At 71.6% G+C, this 15,646-nt stretch carries 13 protein-coding genes and 1 tRNA gene; 4 read left to right on the top strand and 10 right to left on the bottom strand.

The window, feature by feature from the left end:
- Nucleotides 1-73: 73 nt before the first annotated feature.
- Complete coding sequence (locus QRN89_RS14465; RefSeq protein WP_290349802.1) at nt 74-1,249, top strand: lactate 2-monooxygenase; 1,176 nt, start codon at nt 74-76, stop codon at nt 1,247-1,249.
- Nucleotides 1,246-2,232, top strand: a complete 987-nt coding sequence (locus QRN89_RS14470) for a 2-hydroxyacid dehydrogenase (protein ID WP_290349803.1) — start codon at nt 1,246-1,248, stop codon at nt 2,230-2,232. The genes QRN89_RS14465 and QRN89_RS14470 overlap by 4 nt, the downstream gene beginning before the upstream one ends.
- Before the next feature lie 100 nt (nt 2,233-2,332).
- Here QRN89_RS14470 and QRN89_RS14475 read toward each other — a convergent pair whose 3' ends face one another.
- The 9 genes from QRN89_RS14475 to galU all read right to left on the bottom strand — a co-directional run bounded on the left by QRN89_RS14475 (nt 2,333) and on the right by galU (nt 10,411).
- The gene (locus QRN89_RS14475) at nt 2,333-3,241 is read right to left on the bottom strand and encodes an aldo/keto reductase (RefSeq protein WP_390701585.1); all 909 of its coding nucleotides are present in this window, start codon (nt 3,239-3,241) and stop codon (nt 2,333-2,335) included.
- A 449-nt stretch (nt 3,242-3,690) separates the two neighbouring features.
- A complete protein-coding gene (locus tag QRN89_RS14480) occupies nt 3,691-4,443 on the bottom strand; it encodes an SMI1/KNR4 family protein (protein WP_290349805.1) in 753 nt (250 codons plus the stop codon).
- Between the two features lie 524 nt (nt 4,444-4,967).
- Nucleotides 4,968-5,041: transfer RNA gene (locus tag QRN89_RS14485), tRNA-Ala, on the bottom strand.
- 108 nt (nt 5,042-5,149) lie between these two features.
- On the bottom strand, nt 5,150-6,205 hold the full coding sequence (gene sepX, locus QRN89_RS14490; protein WP_290349806.1) for a divisome protein SepX/GlpR: 1,056 nt from the start codon (nt 6,203-6,205) through the stop codon (nt 5,150-5,152).
- A 142-nt stretch (nt 6,206-6,347) separates the two neighbouring features.
- A complete protein-coding gene (locus QRN89_RS14495) occupies nt 6,348-6,953 on the bottom strand; it encodes a GNAT family N-acetyltransferase (RefSeq protein WP_290349807.1) in 606 nt (201 codons plus the stop codon).
- A 17-nt stretch (nt 6,954-6,970) separates the two neighbouring features.
- Nucleotides 6,971-7,579, bottom strand: coding sequence for a MogA/MoaB family molybdenum cofactor biosynthesis protein (locus QRN89_RS14500; RefSeq protein ID WP_290349808.1), 609 nt, complete (start codon nt 7,577-7,579; stop codon nt 6,971-6,973).
- Complete coding sequence (gene moaC, locus QRN89_RS14505) at nt 7,576-8,067, bottom strand: cyclic pyranopterin monophosphate synthase MoaC (RefSeq protein ID WP_290349809.1); 492 nt, start codon at nt 8,065-8,067, stop codon at nt 7,576-7,578. Before moaC ends, QRN89_RS14500 begins: the two co-directional genes overlap by 4 nt.
- 55 nt (nt 8,068-8,122) lie before the next feature.
- Nucleotides 8,123-9,412 (bottom strand): molybdotransferase-like divisome protein Glp, encoded by a 1,290-nt coding sequence (glp, locus tag QRN89_RS14510; protein WP_290353708.1) that lies wholly within the window; start codon nt 9,410-9,412, stop codon nt 8,123-8,125.
- Between the two features lie 96 nt (nt 9,413-9,508).
- Nucleotides 9,509-10,411 carry a UTP--glucose-1-phosphate uridylyltransferase GalU gene (galU, locus tag QRN89_RS14515; protein ID WP_290349810.1) on the bottom strand — a complete coding sequence of 301 codons (903 nt, stop codon included), beginning with the start codon at nt 10,409-10,411 and terminating at the stop codon, nt 9,509-9,511.
- Nucleotides 10,412-10,532: 121 nt separating this feature from the next.
- On the opposite strand from galU, the gene QRN89_RS14520 reads away from it, so the two are divergent.
- Nucleotides 10,533-11,111, top strand: a complete 579-nt coding sequence (locus QRN89_RS14520; protein ID WP_290349811.1) for a 5-formyltetrahydrofolate cyclo-ligase — start codon at nt 10,533-10,535, stop codon at nt 11,109-11,111.
- On the opposite strand, the gene QRN89_RS14525 is transcribed toward QRN89_RS14520, so the two are convergent.
- Complete coding sequence (locus QRN89_RS14525) at nt 11,101-13,911, bottom strand: penicillin acylase family protein (RefSeq protein WP_290349812.1); 2,811 nt, start codon at nt 13,909-13,911, stop codon at nt 11,101-11,103. The genes QRN89_RS14520 and QRN89_RS14525 overlap by 11 nt on opposite strands.
- A 194-nt stretch (nt 13,912-14,105) precedes the next feature.
- Here QRN89_RS14525 and QRN89_RS14530 point away from each other — a divergent pair, with 194 nt between their 5' ends.
- The gene (locus tag QRN89_RS14530) at nt 14,106-15,644 is read left to right on the top strand and encodes a potassium/proton antiporter (RefSeq protein ID WP_290349813.1); all 1,539 of its coding nucleotides are present in this window, start codon (nt 14,106-14,108) and stop codon (nt 15,642-15,644) included.
- The last annotated feature ends 2 nt before the right edge of the window (nt 15,645-15,646 follow it).

Raw genomic sequence — 15,646 nt, forward strand, 5'->3', positions numbered from 1 at the left:
CGGTGGCTCCCGGCCCCCGCCGGCCGCTGCACACCCATGGACGCGGCGCGCCCCGCCCCGCAAGGATGATCGGATGGCGACGACGCAGCACTGGGCCGACTTCCAGTACGAGATCTATCTCAACGGCATGACGGGAACCGTGCCCCGGCTGCCCACCGACCTGACGCGGCTGGAGGAGCTGGCCGGGCACCGGCTCGGCCCGGGCCCCGTCGGCTACGTGGCCGGCAGCGCCGGCAGCGGGAGCACCGCCCGCGCCAACCGCGCCGCGCTCGACCGCTGGCGGATCGTGCCGCGCATGCTGCGCGACGTCCACGAGCGCGACCTGTCGGTGGAGGTGCTGGGCCGGCCGCTGCCTGCACCGCTCGCCCTCGCCCCCATCGGCGTGCTGTCGATCATGCACCCCGACGCGGAGTGCGCCGCGGCACGGGCGGCCGCCGCACGGGGCGTCCCGTACATCCTGTCGTCCGCCTCCAGTACCCCGATGGAACAGGTCGCCGAGGCGATGGGCGACGGCGAGCGGTGGTTCCAGCTGTACTGGGCCAAGGACCGCGACGTCACCGCGAGCTTCCTGGAGCGGGCGAGGACCGCCGGCTTCACGGCGCTGATCGTCACCCTCGACACCCCGCTGCTGGCCTGGCGCCCCCGCGACCTCGACCAGGCGTACCTGCCGTTCCTGCACGGCGCCGGCACCGCCAACTACTTCTCCGACCCCGCCTTCCGGGCCGGGCTGGCCAAGCCCGTGCACGAGGACCCGAACGCGGCCGTGATGCACTTCGTCGGCATGTTCGCCGACCCCGCGAAGACCTGGCCCGATCTCGCCTTCCTGCGCGAGCACTGGGACGGTCCGATCGTCCTGAAGGGCATCCTCCACCCCGACGACGCACGCCGCGCCGCCGACGCCGGCATGGACGGGGTGGTCGTCTCCAACCACGGCGGCCGGCAGGTCGCGGGGTCCGTGGCCGCGGCGGACGCCCTGCCCCGCGTCGTCGAGGCAGCCGGTGACCGGCTCACCGTCCTCTTCGACAGCGGCATCCGCACCGGCGACGACGTGTTCAAGGCCCTCGCCCTCGGCGCCCGGGCGGTGCTCCTGGGCCGCCCGTACGCCTACGGCCTCGGCCTCGACGGCCAGGCGGGCGTCGACCACGTCATCCGCTGCCTCCTCGCCGAACTCGACCTCACCCTGGCCCTCTCGGGCCACGCGCGCCCCGGCTCGCTCACGTCCGACGACCTGATCAGGGAGCCCGCATGAGCGACGGCCGGTCTGCGCCCAGGAACGTCCTGGCGGTCATCTCACCCCACGTGGGCGGCCGTTCGACCGGGGCCGCCCTCGCGGGCCTCGTCCCCGGCGCCCGCGTCACCGTCGTGGAGTCCGCGGACGAGGACCCGGCCGCCCTGCGCGAGGCGCACGCGATCATCACCGCTCTGGCCCCGGTGACCACCGCGCACATCGCCGCCGCGCCCGCCCTGGAACTCGTCCAGTGCGCGAGCCACGGACACGACTACGTCGACCTGGAGGCCGCCCGCGCCCGGTCCGTGACGGTCTGCAACATCGGCTCCAGCGGGGCGGAGGCGCAGAACGTCGCCGAGCAGACCTTCGCGCTCATGCTGGCGCTCGCCAAGCAGGTGGTCCCCGCCCACAACGCGCTCACCGAGGCCGACTGGGCCCTGCCCCGCCTCCAGCAGTCCCTCACCGAGCTGTCCGGCAAGACCCTCGGCATCGTCGGCCTCGGCCACATCGGGCAGGAAGTCGCCCGGCGCGCGCTGGCGTTCGACATGCGCGTCGTCTACACCGGCCGGAACCGGGCCACCGCGGACACCGAGGCCCGGCTGGGCGACGCCCGCTTCCTCCCCCTCGACGAGCTCCTCCGCGTCTCGGACTACGTCAGCCTCCACGCGCCGCTCACCCCGGAGACCCGTCACCTCCTCGACGCCGGGCGGCTGGCGCTCCTGCGGCCGACGGCCTTCCTCGTCAACACCGCCCGCGGGGCGCTCGTCGACCAGGACGCCCTCGCCGACGCGCTCACGGCGGGCACCCTGGCGGGCGCCGGCATCGACGTCTTCGAGCCCGAACCGCCGACGGCCGCCCTGCGCCTGCTCAGGGCACCGAACGTGGTCCTCTCGCCGCACGTCGCGGGCGTGACCCGGGAGACCCTGGTGCGGATCGCCCTCGCCGCGGTCCAGAACGTCGTCGACCACCTGGACGGCAAACCGCCGCGGGACGTGGTGCATTAGGGCGTGCCTCACGAGTCCCGCCTGGCCCTGCGGACTGCGCCGTGTGTCGGAGACGGCCCAGGCCCGGATGTGCCGGGCCGGTCCCTTGCCGGCGCACGGTTCAGGGCAGCGGCACGCCGCGGGCCGCCAGCCAGAGCGCGTACCACTCCTCGTGGTCGAGGTCCGGCTCCTGCCGCGCGGCTTGCCCGCAGGCGCGGATGCGCGCGGGGTCGGCGGTGCCGATCACCGGCGAGACCCGCGCGGGGTGGCGCTGCAGCCACCACAGCAGCACCGTCTCCGGCGTCACGCCCTTGCGTTCGGCGAGGGTGGCGACGAGCCGCGCGGTGGCCTGCTCCTCCGGGGTCTCCTGACGCCCGGTGAAACGGCCCTGCGCCAGCGCGCCCCAGGCCTGCAGCTCCATGCCGTTGTCGCGGCAGTACTCGACGGTGCCGAAGGGGAAGCCGTTGGCGGCCGCCTCGGGGGTGTTCACGACCACACCGGCCTCGAGCCAGTCCCGCTTCCGGAGGCTCATCTCCAACTGGTTCGCGACGAGCGGCACATCCAGCCGGGCCCGGAGCGGGGCGATCTGCGCCGCTCCCATGTTGGACACCCCGAACTGCCGCACCAGGCCCTGCCGGTGCAGCGAGGTCAGCGCCTCGGCGACGTCGTCGGGATCGGCCAGCGGGTCCGGCCTGTGCAGCAGCAGCACGTCGATCACGTCGGTGCGCAGCCGCTCCAGGCTCGCCTCGACCCGCCGTACGATCGTCCGCCCGCGCAGGTCGTAGATCCCGGGACGCTCCCCGTCCGGCAGCCGGATACCGCACTTGGTCTGCAGGACGATCCGCTCCCGCAGCCCCGGGGTCCGGGCCAGGACCTCGCCGAAGACGGCCTCCGCCTTGCCGTGCCGGTAGATGTCGGCGTGGTCGAACACGGTGATGCCGCTGTCCAGCGCGGCCTCGACCGCAGCCTCCGCGGCGGCGATGTCCCCGGGGCCGTACGGCGCGGTGTCCCACGCCCCACCGAGCCCCATGCACCCGTACAGCAGCCGACCGTCTGTCGCGTCCGTCTTCGTCGTCACCCCGTGACCCTACTGGGCGCGACTCCGCGCCCGCGGAGGGGCTTCGCGCTGCCGCGGTGGCGGGTGCGCCGCTGTACGGACCGGCGATCGTACTGGGAAGCACACTGGCCAGTAGTGGCACGGCGCCACCGTGGCTGCTGCTGCCCCTCTGCGACGTGCTCGTCCTCCTGGGCCTCGCCCTTGCGGTGAACTTCCAAGGCATCCCCCAGCGCCTGCACGGGCAGGAGTGGGACGCCTGCCGAGCCACTTCGCTCGTACGACTTCCAGCGAGGGGTAAGTGCGGCGCTCGCTCTCGGTGGCTGTCGGGGGATCGTGGCAACCAGTTGGCGGCTCGCCACAGGCTGAGGCCAACCGATCCTGCAGCCGGATCTGCACCTGTGGCGGCATCCTTGTCAGGTCGGTCATAGGGAGTCGGCAACGCTCGGCGGCGCTGTCGACTTTCCTGCCGCTGTCTCAGCGCTGTGCAGGGTTGGGTCCTCGTAGCGGTCGAACCAGTGGGCGTCGAAGAGACCGGCCGTCGAGTAGGGGTGCTCGGGGTCGGTGAGCATGCGGAAGACGAACTCCGAGGTCGTACCGTCGTACCGCTCCCAAGGGTGGTCGTTCCGGTGCACGACGGACCAGCAGTCGGGGTCGGGGTGGTCGGCGACCCAACAGAAGTCCTGCTCATGTTCCGTGCTCGCCCACCAGAGCAGCCCGCCCGGAGCGGGGAACGGCCGGTGCGGTTCCCATCGACCGTTGCCGTGTGTCCCCTCCCGTTCCGAGAGCAACTCCGCGATCTCGATGATGCCGTCGGGCATCTGGACGGAGAGGTAGTCGTCGAAGCCGCCGCATCCGAACCGTTCGGTCAGTTCCTTGTAGTCGCTCGGCAGCGCGGTACCCAGTCTGGCCTCGGCCGCTGCCCAGTCGATCTTCGACCGGTGGTGCGGGTCCCAGCCGGTGACCGCGACGAGCTTGTCCACCCAGGAGGCGTCCGCCGGAAGGTTGTCCAGAGCCGGCAGTCGCCGCTCGGCCACGAGCACCACCGGGCGCGTGGTGCCGTCGTCGTCGCGGACCATGCCGCAACCAGCCCATCTCCCGCCGTACTTCCAGGCACGCATCTCCACGATCCGCTCGCCGAAGGGGGTCAGGAGCGGCAGCCCGGACCGCGTGCTCACTGTCGGGTCGACAACCCCCTTCGCCGCGAGAGTGTGCGGCCTACCGTGCCGGCGTGTGAGCTCCTCGACCAACTGGCGCAGGGCCTTCGTGTCGCGAACATTCAGACACGCGTGCCCGCCCCCGTGCCCGTCCTGCGCACACTCCGGTGCGCGAAGGTGGTTCATCACGTCCGGGTAGAGAAGTGCACCGACAGCATCGAGCAGCTCGCATTCGTCCATGGCAGGGCAGTCAAGCAGCCACTGACGACATCGAGCACGTGGCACCCGGTTCCCAGCTGCCACTGGGGCGCACCCTGGTGACCACCTCGACATCGGCACGGCCTGTTCGCCGCTCGGCGCTCAGCTACGCCATGGCGGAGGAACCGAGGTCCACCACATCCCGTCCGAGGCGAGGCGCAAGGCTCTGCGGAAGCTCGGTCGGCAGTCGTCCGGGCCGCCCCTGAAACGACGAAGATCCCGCCCGATCTTGCGATCGGACGGGATCTCGTCACCATTCTCGAACCAACTCAAGAACAGTCATGTTGTGGACCTGAGGGGATTTGAACCCCTGACCCCCTCGATGCGAACGAGGTGCGCTACCAGTCTGCGCCACAGGCCCTTGCAACGAGTGAAACCTTAGCATCCCGATCGGGGTGCTTGGAAATCCGTTCCTCGCTGGTCGGGCGGGGCGGGGTTCCGAAGGTCCGGAGGCCCCGCCCGCCCGGTCTCACTCGTTGGCGGCGCGGGGCCGGTCCTCGTCCGCGTACTGGTCGAAGAGGGGGGTGCGGCCGTGCTCGCGGCTGCGGCGCGACGGGGCGGTGCGCTGGCGTGGGGGCGGTGGGGCGGCGGGCGTGGCCGGTTCGGCCGCGGAGGAGCGGGCCGAGCTCCACGTCTCCGGGTCCGTGACATCGATGCCGCTCGTGGCGCGCGGCGCGACCGGCGCGGTGACGTACGTGGGAAGCGGCACCGGGACCGGGTCCCAGCTGTCGCCGCGGCCGGGACCGGGGTCGCGCTGCTGGTCCACCCATTCCGCGTGGTCGGTCTGCTCGACCAGCGCACGGCGACCCGCCTCCTGCGGCGACACCGCGGGCGCCGGCTCGGGCTCGGGCCGCGCCTGGGCGGCCTCGTCCGGCTCCTCGGCGACGGCCTGGCGACGACGCGAGCGGGTCTCGCGCAGCCGCTGCGCCGCGGCCTCCGCACGGCGCCGGTCCATCACGTACACGAAGCGGCGCCGCTCCTGGGCGCGCAGGTACGCGATGTAGGCGCTGAGGAGGACCGCCGGGGCTGCCGGCGCCCACAGGAGTCCCAGCCCTCCGACGGCGGCGACGATCGCGCCGAGGGTGAAGGCGAGGAAAAGGAGCACGGTGGTGCGCCGACGGCGGGCCAGCACCTTGGAGCGCCGTGCGCGTTCCGAGGCGGCCGTGCCGGTCGGCTTGGGGGTGCGCTCCTTGCGCGCCCGGGCCGGGGCGGACGGCATGTCCAGCCGCGCCTCGGTTCTGGCAGGGGGCGCGGCGAACGCCCGGACGTCGACGGAACTCAACCGGTCCGTCTCGACTTCCGGGTCGGCGTCGGTGGCGGGGCCGTCCTCGGTGGTGCGCTCGCGCAGCTCCTTGGCGTACCGGCGCTCCATTCCCGCCCGTCCGGACAGCAGCCGGATGGCGGTGCTGAAGCGTTCCGTCGGACGGGCTTCGTTGAGCTCGTCCTGCCTGCGGAGCCACATCGGCACCAAGTAGGCGGCCCAGGCCCCGACGATGACTGCGTAGATGAGGCCGCTGCTGCTCACGCATCACACCGTAGAGGGATTCGCACGAGGGCATCGGCCAATTGGCCCGGTGTGTCGCACGATCTGGCTGATACCACTGACTTTTTTTGTGATTCTTCAGATCACCGGGCGATCGAGTGGCGATTAAATTCGAACAATTATTTTATTTCTCGTGTCGCGCGGGTCGCGCCTGGTACCAGCGGCGCAGCAGCCCTCCCGGAACCTCCTCCGCCGTGAGCGCGAACACCAGATGGTCCCGCCAGGCGCCGTCGATGTGGAGATAGCGAGGGCGGAGCCCCTCCTCGCGGAATCCGAGTTTCTCCACGACCCTGCGGCTCGGCACGTTCTCGGGACGAATACAGACTTCGATGCGGTGCAGCCCGACGCTGCCGAAACAGTGGTCGACGGCCAGCGCCACGGCCGTGGGCATCACCCCGCGGCCCGCGACCTCGCGGTCGACCCAGTACCCGACGTGGCCCGAGCACATCGAGCCCCAGGTGATACCGGCGACGGTGAGCTGCCCGACGAGCACACCCCGGTACTCGACCACGAACGGCAGCATCCGGCCGGCATGGGCCTCGGCGCGCAGATGGCGCACCATCTGGCGGTACGTGGGGCGCTGCGCGACCGGGCCGCCGGGCGGCGGTGGGGGGATGGTCGCCTCCCAGGGGCGCAGCCAGTCCCGGTTGCGCCGGTTCACCTCCCGCCACGCCCGCTGGTCGCGCAGCTTTATCGGGCGGAGGGTGACATCACCGTCCGTCAGGACCACGGGCCACGCGTGCGTGTTCAGCGGGGACTCCCCGGGGGATCCGAGGGGCCGGCGGGTTCGGCGGGCCGCGGGTGGTCGCCGCCGTGCAGCTGGTCCACGGCGTGCGGCAGGATCCGGGACAGTACGGCGAGACCGTCCCGCACACCGCCCGAGGACCCGGGGAGATTGACGATCAGGGTGCGGTCGGCGACCCCGGCGAGGCCGCGGGACAGCGCCGCGGTGGGCACCTTCGCGAGGCCGTGGGCGCGGATCGCCTCGGGGATGCCGGGGATCTCGTAGTCGAGGACGCGGGCGGTGGCGTCGGGGGTGCGGTCGGTGGGCGAGATCCCGGTGCCGCCGGTGGTGAGGATGACGTCGTACGCCGCGGCCACTCCCTCGCGCAGGGCCGCTTCGACCGGGTCCCCGTCGGGGACGACCCGGGGGCCGTCGACCCGGAAGCCCAGCTGGGCGAGTCCCTCGGCGAGGAGGGGGCCGCCCTTGTCCTCGTACACCCCGGCGGAGGCCCGGTTGGACGCGGTCACGACGAGCGCGCGGCGCGGTGGGCGCCCGGGCGCCTCGCTGCGCGGCCCCTCCCCGGACCGTCCGCCGTGGGCGTGGCTGTGGACCTCACCCGCCCGGGGGCTCATCGCCCGGTCTCCTCACGGACCCAGTCGCCGGACTTCCCGCCGGTCTTCTCCTCGACCCGGACGTCGGTGATCACCGCGGCCTTGTCGACCGCCTTGACCATGTCGACGACGGTCAGCGCGGCCACGGACACCGCGGTCAGCGCCTCCATCTCGACGCCCGTGCGGTCGGTCGTCCTGACGGTGGCGAGGATCTCGACGGCGTCGTCGGCCACGGACAGATCCAGCTTCACCCCGGAGACCGCCAGCGGGTGGCAGAGCGGGATCAGGTCCGGTGTGCGCTTCGCGCCCATGATGCCCGCGATCCGGGCGGTGGCGAGGGCGTCGCCCTTCGGCATGCCCTCGCCCCGCAGCAGCTCGACGACACGCGGTGAGACAAGGACCCGGCCGCTCGCGCGGGCGGTGCGCGCGGTGACGTCCTTCTCCGAGACGTCGACCATACGGGCCGCGCCCGCCTCGTCGATGTGTGTGAGTCCTTGCTGCGCACTCATGGCTGTGGCTCCCGGTCACTGTGTGGTGAGACACGCTACCGCCACGGCCGCGCGCTCATCCGAGCAGGACCACCTCCGTCTCCGTGCCCGGCTCGACGGAGGTCGTGTCCTCGGGGACCACGATGAGCGCGTTCGCCTGGGCGAGGGCCGCGATCAGATGCGACCCGCTGCCGCCGACAGGGGTGACGGTGCCCTTCTCCGCATCGTAGGCACCGCGGAGGAACTGCCGCTTCCCCTCGGGCGACGTCAGCGCCTTGTCGGTGCGGAGCTCCGCGCGGACCTCGGGCCGCCGCGCGTCCGTCAGACCCATCAGGGTGCGGATCGCGGGACGGACGAACAGCTCGAACGACACATAGGAGGAGACGGGATTGCCCGGCAGGGCGAGCAGCGGTGTGTGGTCGGGGCCGATGGAGCCGAAACCCTGGGGCTTGCCCGGCTGCATGGCGAGCGTGCGGAAGTCGACCCCGCTGCCGGGCTCGTCCTCGTCGCCCACGGAGGAGAGCGCCTCCTTGACCACGTCGTACGCGCCGACGCTGACGCCTCCCGTGGTGACGATGAGATCGGCGCGGATGAGCTGGTCCTCGATGGCGGCGCGCAGCTCGTCGGCGTCGTCGGTGACCGCGCCGACCCGGTAGGCGATGGCCCCGGCGTCGCGGGCCGCGGCGGTGAGCGCGAAGCTGTTCGAGTCGTAGATCTTGCCCTCGCCCAATTCCTCCCCGGGCTGGACCAGTTCACTGCCGGTGGACAGGACGACGACACGCGGTCGGGGGCGCACCCGTACGGTGCCGCGGCCGATCGCGGCGAGCAGCCCGATCTGCGGCGGGCCGAGGACCGTGCCCTCGGTCAGGGCGAGGTCGCCCGCCTGGACGTCGCTGCCGCGCCCGCGCACGTGTGCGCGGGACTCCACCGGCCGGTGGACCCGCACCTCGCCGGCCGCGCCCTCGGGGGCGACCCCGGCCGGACGCATGGCCGTGGCGGCTCCGCCGCCCGTGCCGCCGTCGGTCCACTCGACGGGGACGACGGCCTCGGCGCCGGGCGGCAGCGGGGCTCCGGTCATGATCCGGGCGGCCTGCCCGGGGCCGACGGTGCGCGCCTCGCCGCTGCCCGCGGCGACGTCGCCGATGACGGTGAGCACGGCGGGGAAGTCCTCACTCGCGCCCGCGACGTCGGCGACACGGACCGCGTACCCGTCCATCGAGCTGTTGTCGAACGGCGGCAGGGCCACGGGGACGGTGACGTCCTCGACCAGGACGCAGCCCTGTGCGTCGGGCAGCGGCAGATCGATCGGATCCAGCGGGTGGATCGCGCCGAGGACGTCCTCCAGATGGTCGTCCACCGACCACAGGGCCCGTCGGCCGCCCGGGGTGTCAGCGGCCGGGCCGTCCCCGGCCGGGGTGGCGGGGCCGGAGCCCGTGCCGGGTGCTGCCGTGCTGCTCACGTGCTACATCTCCTCGGTGACGTAACGGCGAAGCCAGGCTCGGAAGTCCGGGCCCAGGTCTTCACGTTCGCACGCGAGTCTGACAATGGCACGCAGATAGTCGCCTCGGTCGCCGGTGTCGTAGCGGCGGCCCTTGAAGACGACGCCGTGCACGGGCCCGCCGATCTTCTCGTCGGCGGCGAGCATCTGCAGGGCGTCGGTGAGCTGGATCTCGCCACCGCGGCCCGGCTCGGTCTTGCGGAGTATCTCGAAGACGGCGGGGTCCAGGACGTAGCGGCCGATGATCGCGTAGTTGCTGGGCGCCTCGGACGCGTCGGGCTTCTCGACCAGACCGGTGACGCGGACGACGTCGTCCTCGCCGGTGGACTCCACGGCGGCGCAGCCGTAGAGGTGGATCTGGGAGGGCTCGACCTCCATCAGGGCGATGACGCTGCCGCCCTCGCGCTCCTGGACGTCGACCATCCGGGACAGGAGCGGGTCGCGCGGGTCGATGAGGTCGTCGCCGAGCAGCACCGCGAAGGGCTGCTCACCGACGTGCGGCGCGGCGCACAGGACGGCGTGGCCGAGGCCCTTGGGGTCGCCCTGGCGCACGTAGTGCATGGTGGCGAGGTCGCTGGACTCCTGGACCTTGGCGAGGCGCTCCGCGTCGCCCTTGCGGGTCAGCGCCTCCTCCAGCTCGTAGTTGCGGTCGAAGTGGTCCTCGAGGGGGCGCTTGTTGCGCCCGGTGACCATGAGAACATCCGAGAGGCCGGCGCCGACGGCCTCCTCGACCACGTACTGGATCGCCGGCTTGTCGACGACAGGCAGCATCTCCTTGGGAGTGGCCTTCGTGGCCGGCAGGAACCGGGTACCGAGGCCTGCGGCGGGGATGACAGCCTTGCTGATCCGTTGGTGCAACTCACTCATGCGGGCACCATATCCGGTACCTATGGGCGGAAGATTAGCCTCCGGTTAACTTTCTCCCCATACAGGCATATTGACAGTGGATTGTGAGGTTGCCGTGGACTCCGAGATGTCCGGAAAGGGCATGGTTCGACGTGAACTGCTCGACGCACGACGCCTGCTGTCACCTGAAGACGTCCGTGAGGCCTCGCTGGTTCTCGCCCGCCATGCGCTGGAACTCCCGGAGCTGACCGGCGCCAGGACCGTGGCGGCCTATGTCTCCGTGGGGCGCGAACCAGGCACCCGCGCGCTGCTCGACGCGCTGCGCGCCCGGGGCGTGCGCGTGCTCCTGCCGGTGCTGCTGGACGACAACGATCTGGAGTGGGCGGTGTACGAGGGGCCGGACCGGCTGGTGCCGGCCCGCCGCGGGCTGAGGGAACCCGACGGGCCGCTGCTGGGCCACAAGGCCGTGCTGGAGGCGGACGCGGTCCTGCTGCCGGGACTGGCGGTGGACGAGCGGGGCATGCGGCTCGGCCGCGGTGGCGGCTCGTACGACCGGGTCCTCGCCCGGCTGGAGGCGGCCGCCGCCCGGCCCGCCCTCGTCGTCCTGCTGTACGCGAACGAGGTGGTCGCGCGGGTCCCGGAGGAACCGCACGACCACCCCGTCCATGCCGTTGTGACCCCGGAGGGCGTCCGGCGCTTCGCGGCCCGGTCTACGGCCTGAGCGCCAGCGTGTCCTCCGTCGCCGCTTCGACCGCCCTGTCGCTGTAGGCCCAGTCGAGCAGTTCGCCCTTGGCCCACTTGTCCGTCTGGTCGGTGTAGTGCGCGCTGTAGGCGTGGCCCGAGGCGCCGGTCAGGTTGATCCAGCGGGACTTGTCCCAGTCCCCCACGTTGACGACCATCCGCATCGACGGGACCCAGATCACCTCGTAGCCGCCGGCCGCGTTCCAGCCGGTCGCGTTGACCGCGGCCTCGCCGCCGCCCAGGTTCCACGGGCCGCGGTTGAGCATCCACCGCAGCACGTCGGGGCCCTCGGTGCCGAGCGTCTGGTTCTTCAGCGTCAGCTGGTGCAGCCTGCCCCAGCTCCAGCTGTTGACGTCCTTGCCGAGCTCGGCCGTCAGCTCCCAGCGGGCGTCCTTCATGGCCCGGGCGAGCAGCTCGTCACGAGTGGTCGTGGCGACGTCCTTGCGGGTCTTCGGCGACTGCCACCACTCGCTGTCCTCGTCGTCCATCAGCCCGCGGACCACCTCGTACCAGCGGTCGCCGCCGTCCGGCTGGGCCGAGTCGGCGTCGCGCTGGCCGCACTCGCGCACCAGCGAGTTCAGGTCGTCGACCGGTCCGGTGCTGTCGGCCGGGCGGACGTTGAGGCACTCGCCGCGGATCCGCAGCTCCTTGGGGAGCTTGTTCCCGAAGGCCAGCTTGAGCACATGGCGCCAGACGGCGTTGAAGTAGGCCGCGGCCCCGGAGTCCGGCTCCTGGGTGTAGTCCCAGCCCTCCAGCAGCTTCTGCGCCTCGCGCACATGCGGGTCGGAGACGTCGATCCTCAGCAGATGGGGCGTCAGCAGCTTGGCGATCTCGCTCTGGTTGTCCGTCTGCATGGTGCGCATGTCGTCGGTCGAGATCTTCCCGCCGTCCTTGATCTTCGACTCGATGATGTCGTTGATCCGCTGGCTGCGGGAGCCGTACCCGTAGTCCTTGGTGATCAGGTACGGGTACTTCTCGGCGTCCACGACGGCCTGGTTGGCGGTGACGATGTAGCCGCGCTTCGGGTCGTACTCGTACGGCAGCTCGTCGAAGGGGATGTACCCCTTCCAGCCGGAGGTCGGGTTCCAGCCCGGGGCCGGCATCGAGCCGTCGAAACCCTCGGCGCGGACCGGGATCCGGCCCGGCGCCTGGTAGCCGATGTGGCCCTCGGCGTCCGCGTAGATCAGGTTCTGCGAGGGGACGTCGAAGTCCTTCGCCGCGGCGCGGAAGCCCGCGAAGTCCTTCGCCCGGTTGAGCTTGAACACCGCGTCCATGGTGTTGCCCGGGTCCAGCGCGGTCCAGCGCAGCGCCACCCCGAAGCCGTTGCCGCGGTCGGGGGCGGGGGTCCTGACCGGCGCCCGCTCGCCCACGCGCTCCAGCTCGGCGCTGCGGTCCGAGATCAGCGGCCCGTGATCGGTCTCCCGCACGGTGATCTTCTTGCTGCCGCCGCCGGCGATCCTGATGGTCTCCTCACGGACCTTGAACGGCTTGATCCGGCTGCCGGACGTCCAGCCCGTCCGGGAGATCTTCTCCAGGTAGAGGTCGGTGACGTCGGCCCCGAGGTTGGTGAAGCCCCAGGCGATGTCCTCGTTGTGGCCGATGACCACGCCCGGCATGCCGGAGAAGGTGTAGCCGGCGACGTCGAAGGAGCACTTCTCCGAGACCGCGCGGCAGTGCAGGCCCATCTGCGCCCACAGCGACGGCAGCTGCGGCGCGAGGTGCGGGTCGTTCGCGAGCAGCGGCTTGTTGGTGGTCGTGTACTTGCCGGAGACGACCCAGGAGTTGGAACCGATGCCGTTGCCGTTCGGGCCGAGCAGCGCGGGGACCCGGTCGAGCACGTCGGAGAGGCCGGAGAGCTGCGTCTGCGCGCCCTGTCCGGCGTCCGAGCCACTGCCCGAACCGGCGCCCAGGCCACTGCCGAGGCCCGCCCCGCCCTGCGACGACGAGCCCGAGGATCCCGAGGAGTCGGAGGAGTCGGAGGAGTCCGACGAGGGCCGGCCCTTCGGGTCCCACTTCCCGGCGTCGTCGTCCAGGGCGCCGGCCGTGACGACCGGCTGGTGCAGGTCGTACGGGTACGCCGGGTACAGCTGCTTGATCTGCTGCTCGCTCAGCCGGCTGGTCATCAGCGAGCGGTCGATCTCGTCCTGCATGTTGCCGCGCAGGTCCCAGGCCATCGCCTTCAGCCAGGCCACCGAGTCGACCGGCGTCCACTTCTCCGGCTTGTAGTCGTTGGTGAGCCCCAGGGCGGCGTACTCGAGGGAGATGTCGGAGTTGTCGCGGCCCGCGAGGTAGGCGTTGACGCCGTCGGCGTACGACTGGAGGTACTTCTTGGTCTCGGGCGAGAGCTTCTCGTCGAACTCCTGCTGGGCCACCCGGTGCCAGCCGAGGGTCCGCAGGAAGGCGTCCGTCTCGACCTGCCCCGCGCCGAACATCTCGGACAGCCGGCCCGCGGTGACGTGGCGGCGCACGTCCATCTCCCAGAAGCGGTCCTGCGCGTGCACGAAGCCCTGCGCGCGGAACAGGTCCTCGTCGGTGCTCGCGTAGAGCTGCGGGATCCCGTTCGCGTCGCGCTTCACGTCGACCGGGGCGGACAGGCCCTTGAGCTTGATCGTCCCGGTGGTCTGCGGGAAGGAGGCACGCACGGTGCTGACGCCCCAGTACGCACCGCAGCCGACACCCGCGACCAGCGCCAGTACCAGGGCGAGCAAGACGAGACGGGCGCGGCGGCCCCTCCTCCTGGCTGGCTTCTCGGCGGAGGAGGCGGTTGTGTTGGAGGGCATCGCTGTCCTTCGAGGGCAGTGTGGTCCTGGGAGTGCTGGAGCAACCATAGGCGCAGCGATCGACGGGCCCGGACGCGGTATCAGTAACGCGACGCCAACCACCAGCAATTCGAACCCATTGACGATTACTGGACGAAGCCGTCATGGAAGCGTCAAGAACGCGTTAAAGATTAGGTAAGGTAACGAAGTGTCGCTTGCCGGAGGAACGATCCGGCCACAAGCGCGAGGGGAAGGATCGGCCGCTGACTGTCCACCAGCTCAATGCACTCCTGCTCATCTGCTCGCTCGTCCTGCTCATCGCCGTCGCGGCGGTGCGCGTCTCCTCCCGGAGCGGGCTCCCCAGCCTGCTGCTGTATCTGGGCATCGGGGTCGCGATAGGGCAGGACGGCATCTTCAACGTCAAGTTCGACAATGCCGGACTTACGCAGGTGATCGGCTACGCCGCACTCGTGGTGATCCTGGCCGAGGGCGGCCTGGGCACCAAGTGGAAGGAGATCAAACCGGCCCTGCCCGCGGCGGCGATGCTGTCGACCGTCGGCATCGCCGTGAGCGTGGGCGTCACGGCGGCCGGAGCCCACTATCTGGTGGGACTGGAATGGCGGCAGGCCCTCATCGTCGGCGCGGTCGTCTCCTCGACGGACGCCGCCGCGGTCTTCTCCGTGCTGCGGAGGGTTCCCCTCCCCTCCCGCATCACGGGTGTCCTGGAGGCCGAGTCCGGCTTCAACGACGCCCCCGTCGTCATCCTCGTCATCGCGCTCTCCACCACGGAGCCCGTCGAGGAGTGGTACGTCCTCATCGGAACGATCCTGCTGGAGCTGGCGATCGGCGCCGCCATCGGCCTCGCGGTCGGCTGGCTCGGCGCGTACGGGCTGCGCCACGTCGCCCTGCCCGCCTCCGGTCTGTACCCGATCGCCGTCATGGCCATCGCGGTGACGGCGTACGCCATCGGCGCCCTCGCCCACGGCAGCGGCTTCCTGGCCGTGTACCTCGCGGCGATGGTGCTCGGGAACTCCAAGCTCCCCCACTGGCCGGCCACCCGCGGATTCGCCGACGGGCTCGGCTGGATCGCCCAGATCGGCATGTTCGTACTGCTCGGACTGCTCGTCACCCCGCACGAGCTGCTGCACGACTTCTGGCCCGCGGTGGTCATCGGACTGGTGCTGACGATGGCGGCACGGCCGCTGTCGGTCGTCCTCAGCCTGCTGCCCTTCCGCATTCCGTGGCGGGAGAAGGCCCTGATGTCGTGGGCCGGTCTGCGCGGCGCCGTGCCCATCATCCTCGCGACCATCCCGCTGGTGTCCGGGATCGAGGGCAGCGAGCGGATCTTCAACATCGTCTTCGTGCTGGTCGTCGTCTACACCCTGGTCCAGGGCCCGACCCTGCCCTGGGTGGCGAAGGCGCTGAACCTCGGGAACGGCGCGGAGGCCGCGGACCTGGGCATCGAGTCGGCGCCGCTGGAGCGGCTGCGCGGCCATCTGCTGTCGGTCGCGATCCCGGAGAAGTCGCGGATGCACGGCGTGGAGGTCGGCGAACTGCGGCTGCCCGCCGGCGCCGCCGTCACGCTCGTCGTCCGCGAGAGCAAGAGCTTCGTCCCGAGCCCGACGACGGTGCTGCGGCGCGGTGACGAACTGCTGGTGGTGGCGACCGACCCGGTACGGGACGCGGCCGAGGCGCGCCTGCGGGCCGTGGGCCAGGGCGGAAAGCTGGCCGGCTGGTTGGGGACGGGCGGCTAGGC

It is taken from the genome of Streptomyces sp. HUAS CB01 (assembly GCF_030406905.1).
Lineage (GTDB): Bacteria > Actinomycetota > Actinomycetes > Streptomycetales > Streptomycetaceae > Streptomyces > Streptomyces chengbuensis.

Excerpts from the sequence above, each read along its gene's own strand:
- QRN89_RS14475 (WP_390701585.1), bottom strand. The coding sequence starts at position 3,241 with ATGGGGCTCGGTGGGGCGTGGGACACCGCGCCGTACGGCCCCGGGGAC.
- QRN89_RS14465 (WP_290349802.1), top strand. The coding sequence starts at position 74 with ATGGCGACGACGCAGCACTGGGCCGACTTCCAGTACGAGATCTATCTC.
- moaC (WP_290349809.1), bottom strand. The coding sequence starts at position 8,067 with ATGAGTGCGCAGCAAGGACTCACACACATCGACGAGGCGGGCGCGGCC.
- QRN89_RS14500 (WP_290349808.1), bottom strand. The coding sequence starts at position 7,579 with ATGAGCCCCCGGGCGGGTGAGGTCCACAGCCACGCCCACGGCGGACGG.
- QRN89_RS14470 (WP_290349803.1), top strand. The coding sequence starts at position 1,246 with ATGAGCGACGGCCGGTCTGCGCCCAGGAACGTCCTGGCGGTCATCTCA.
- QRN89_RS14520 (WP_290349811.1), top strand. The coding sequence starts at position 10,533 with ATGGTTCGACGTGAACTGCTCGACGCACGACGCCTGCTGTCACCTGAA.
- galU (WP_290349810.1), bottom strand. The coding sequence starts at position 10,411 with ATGAGTGAGTTGCACCAACGGATCAGCAAGGCTGTCATCCCCGCCGCA.
- QRN89_RS14525 (WP_290349812.1), bottom strand. The coding sequence starts at position 13,911 with ATGCCCTCCAACACAACCGCCTCCTCCGCCGAGAAGCCAGCCAGGAGG.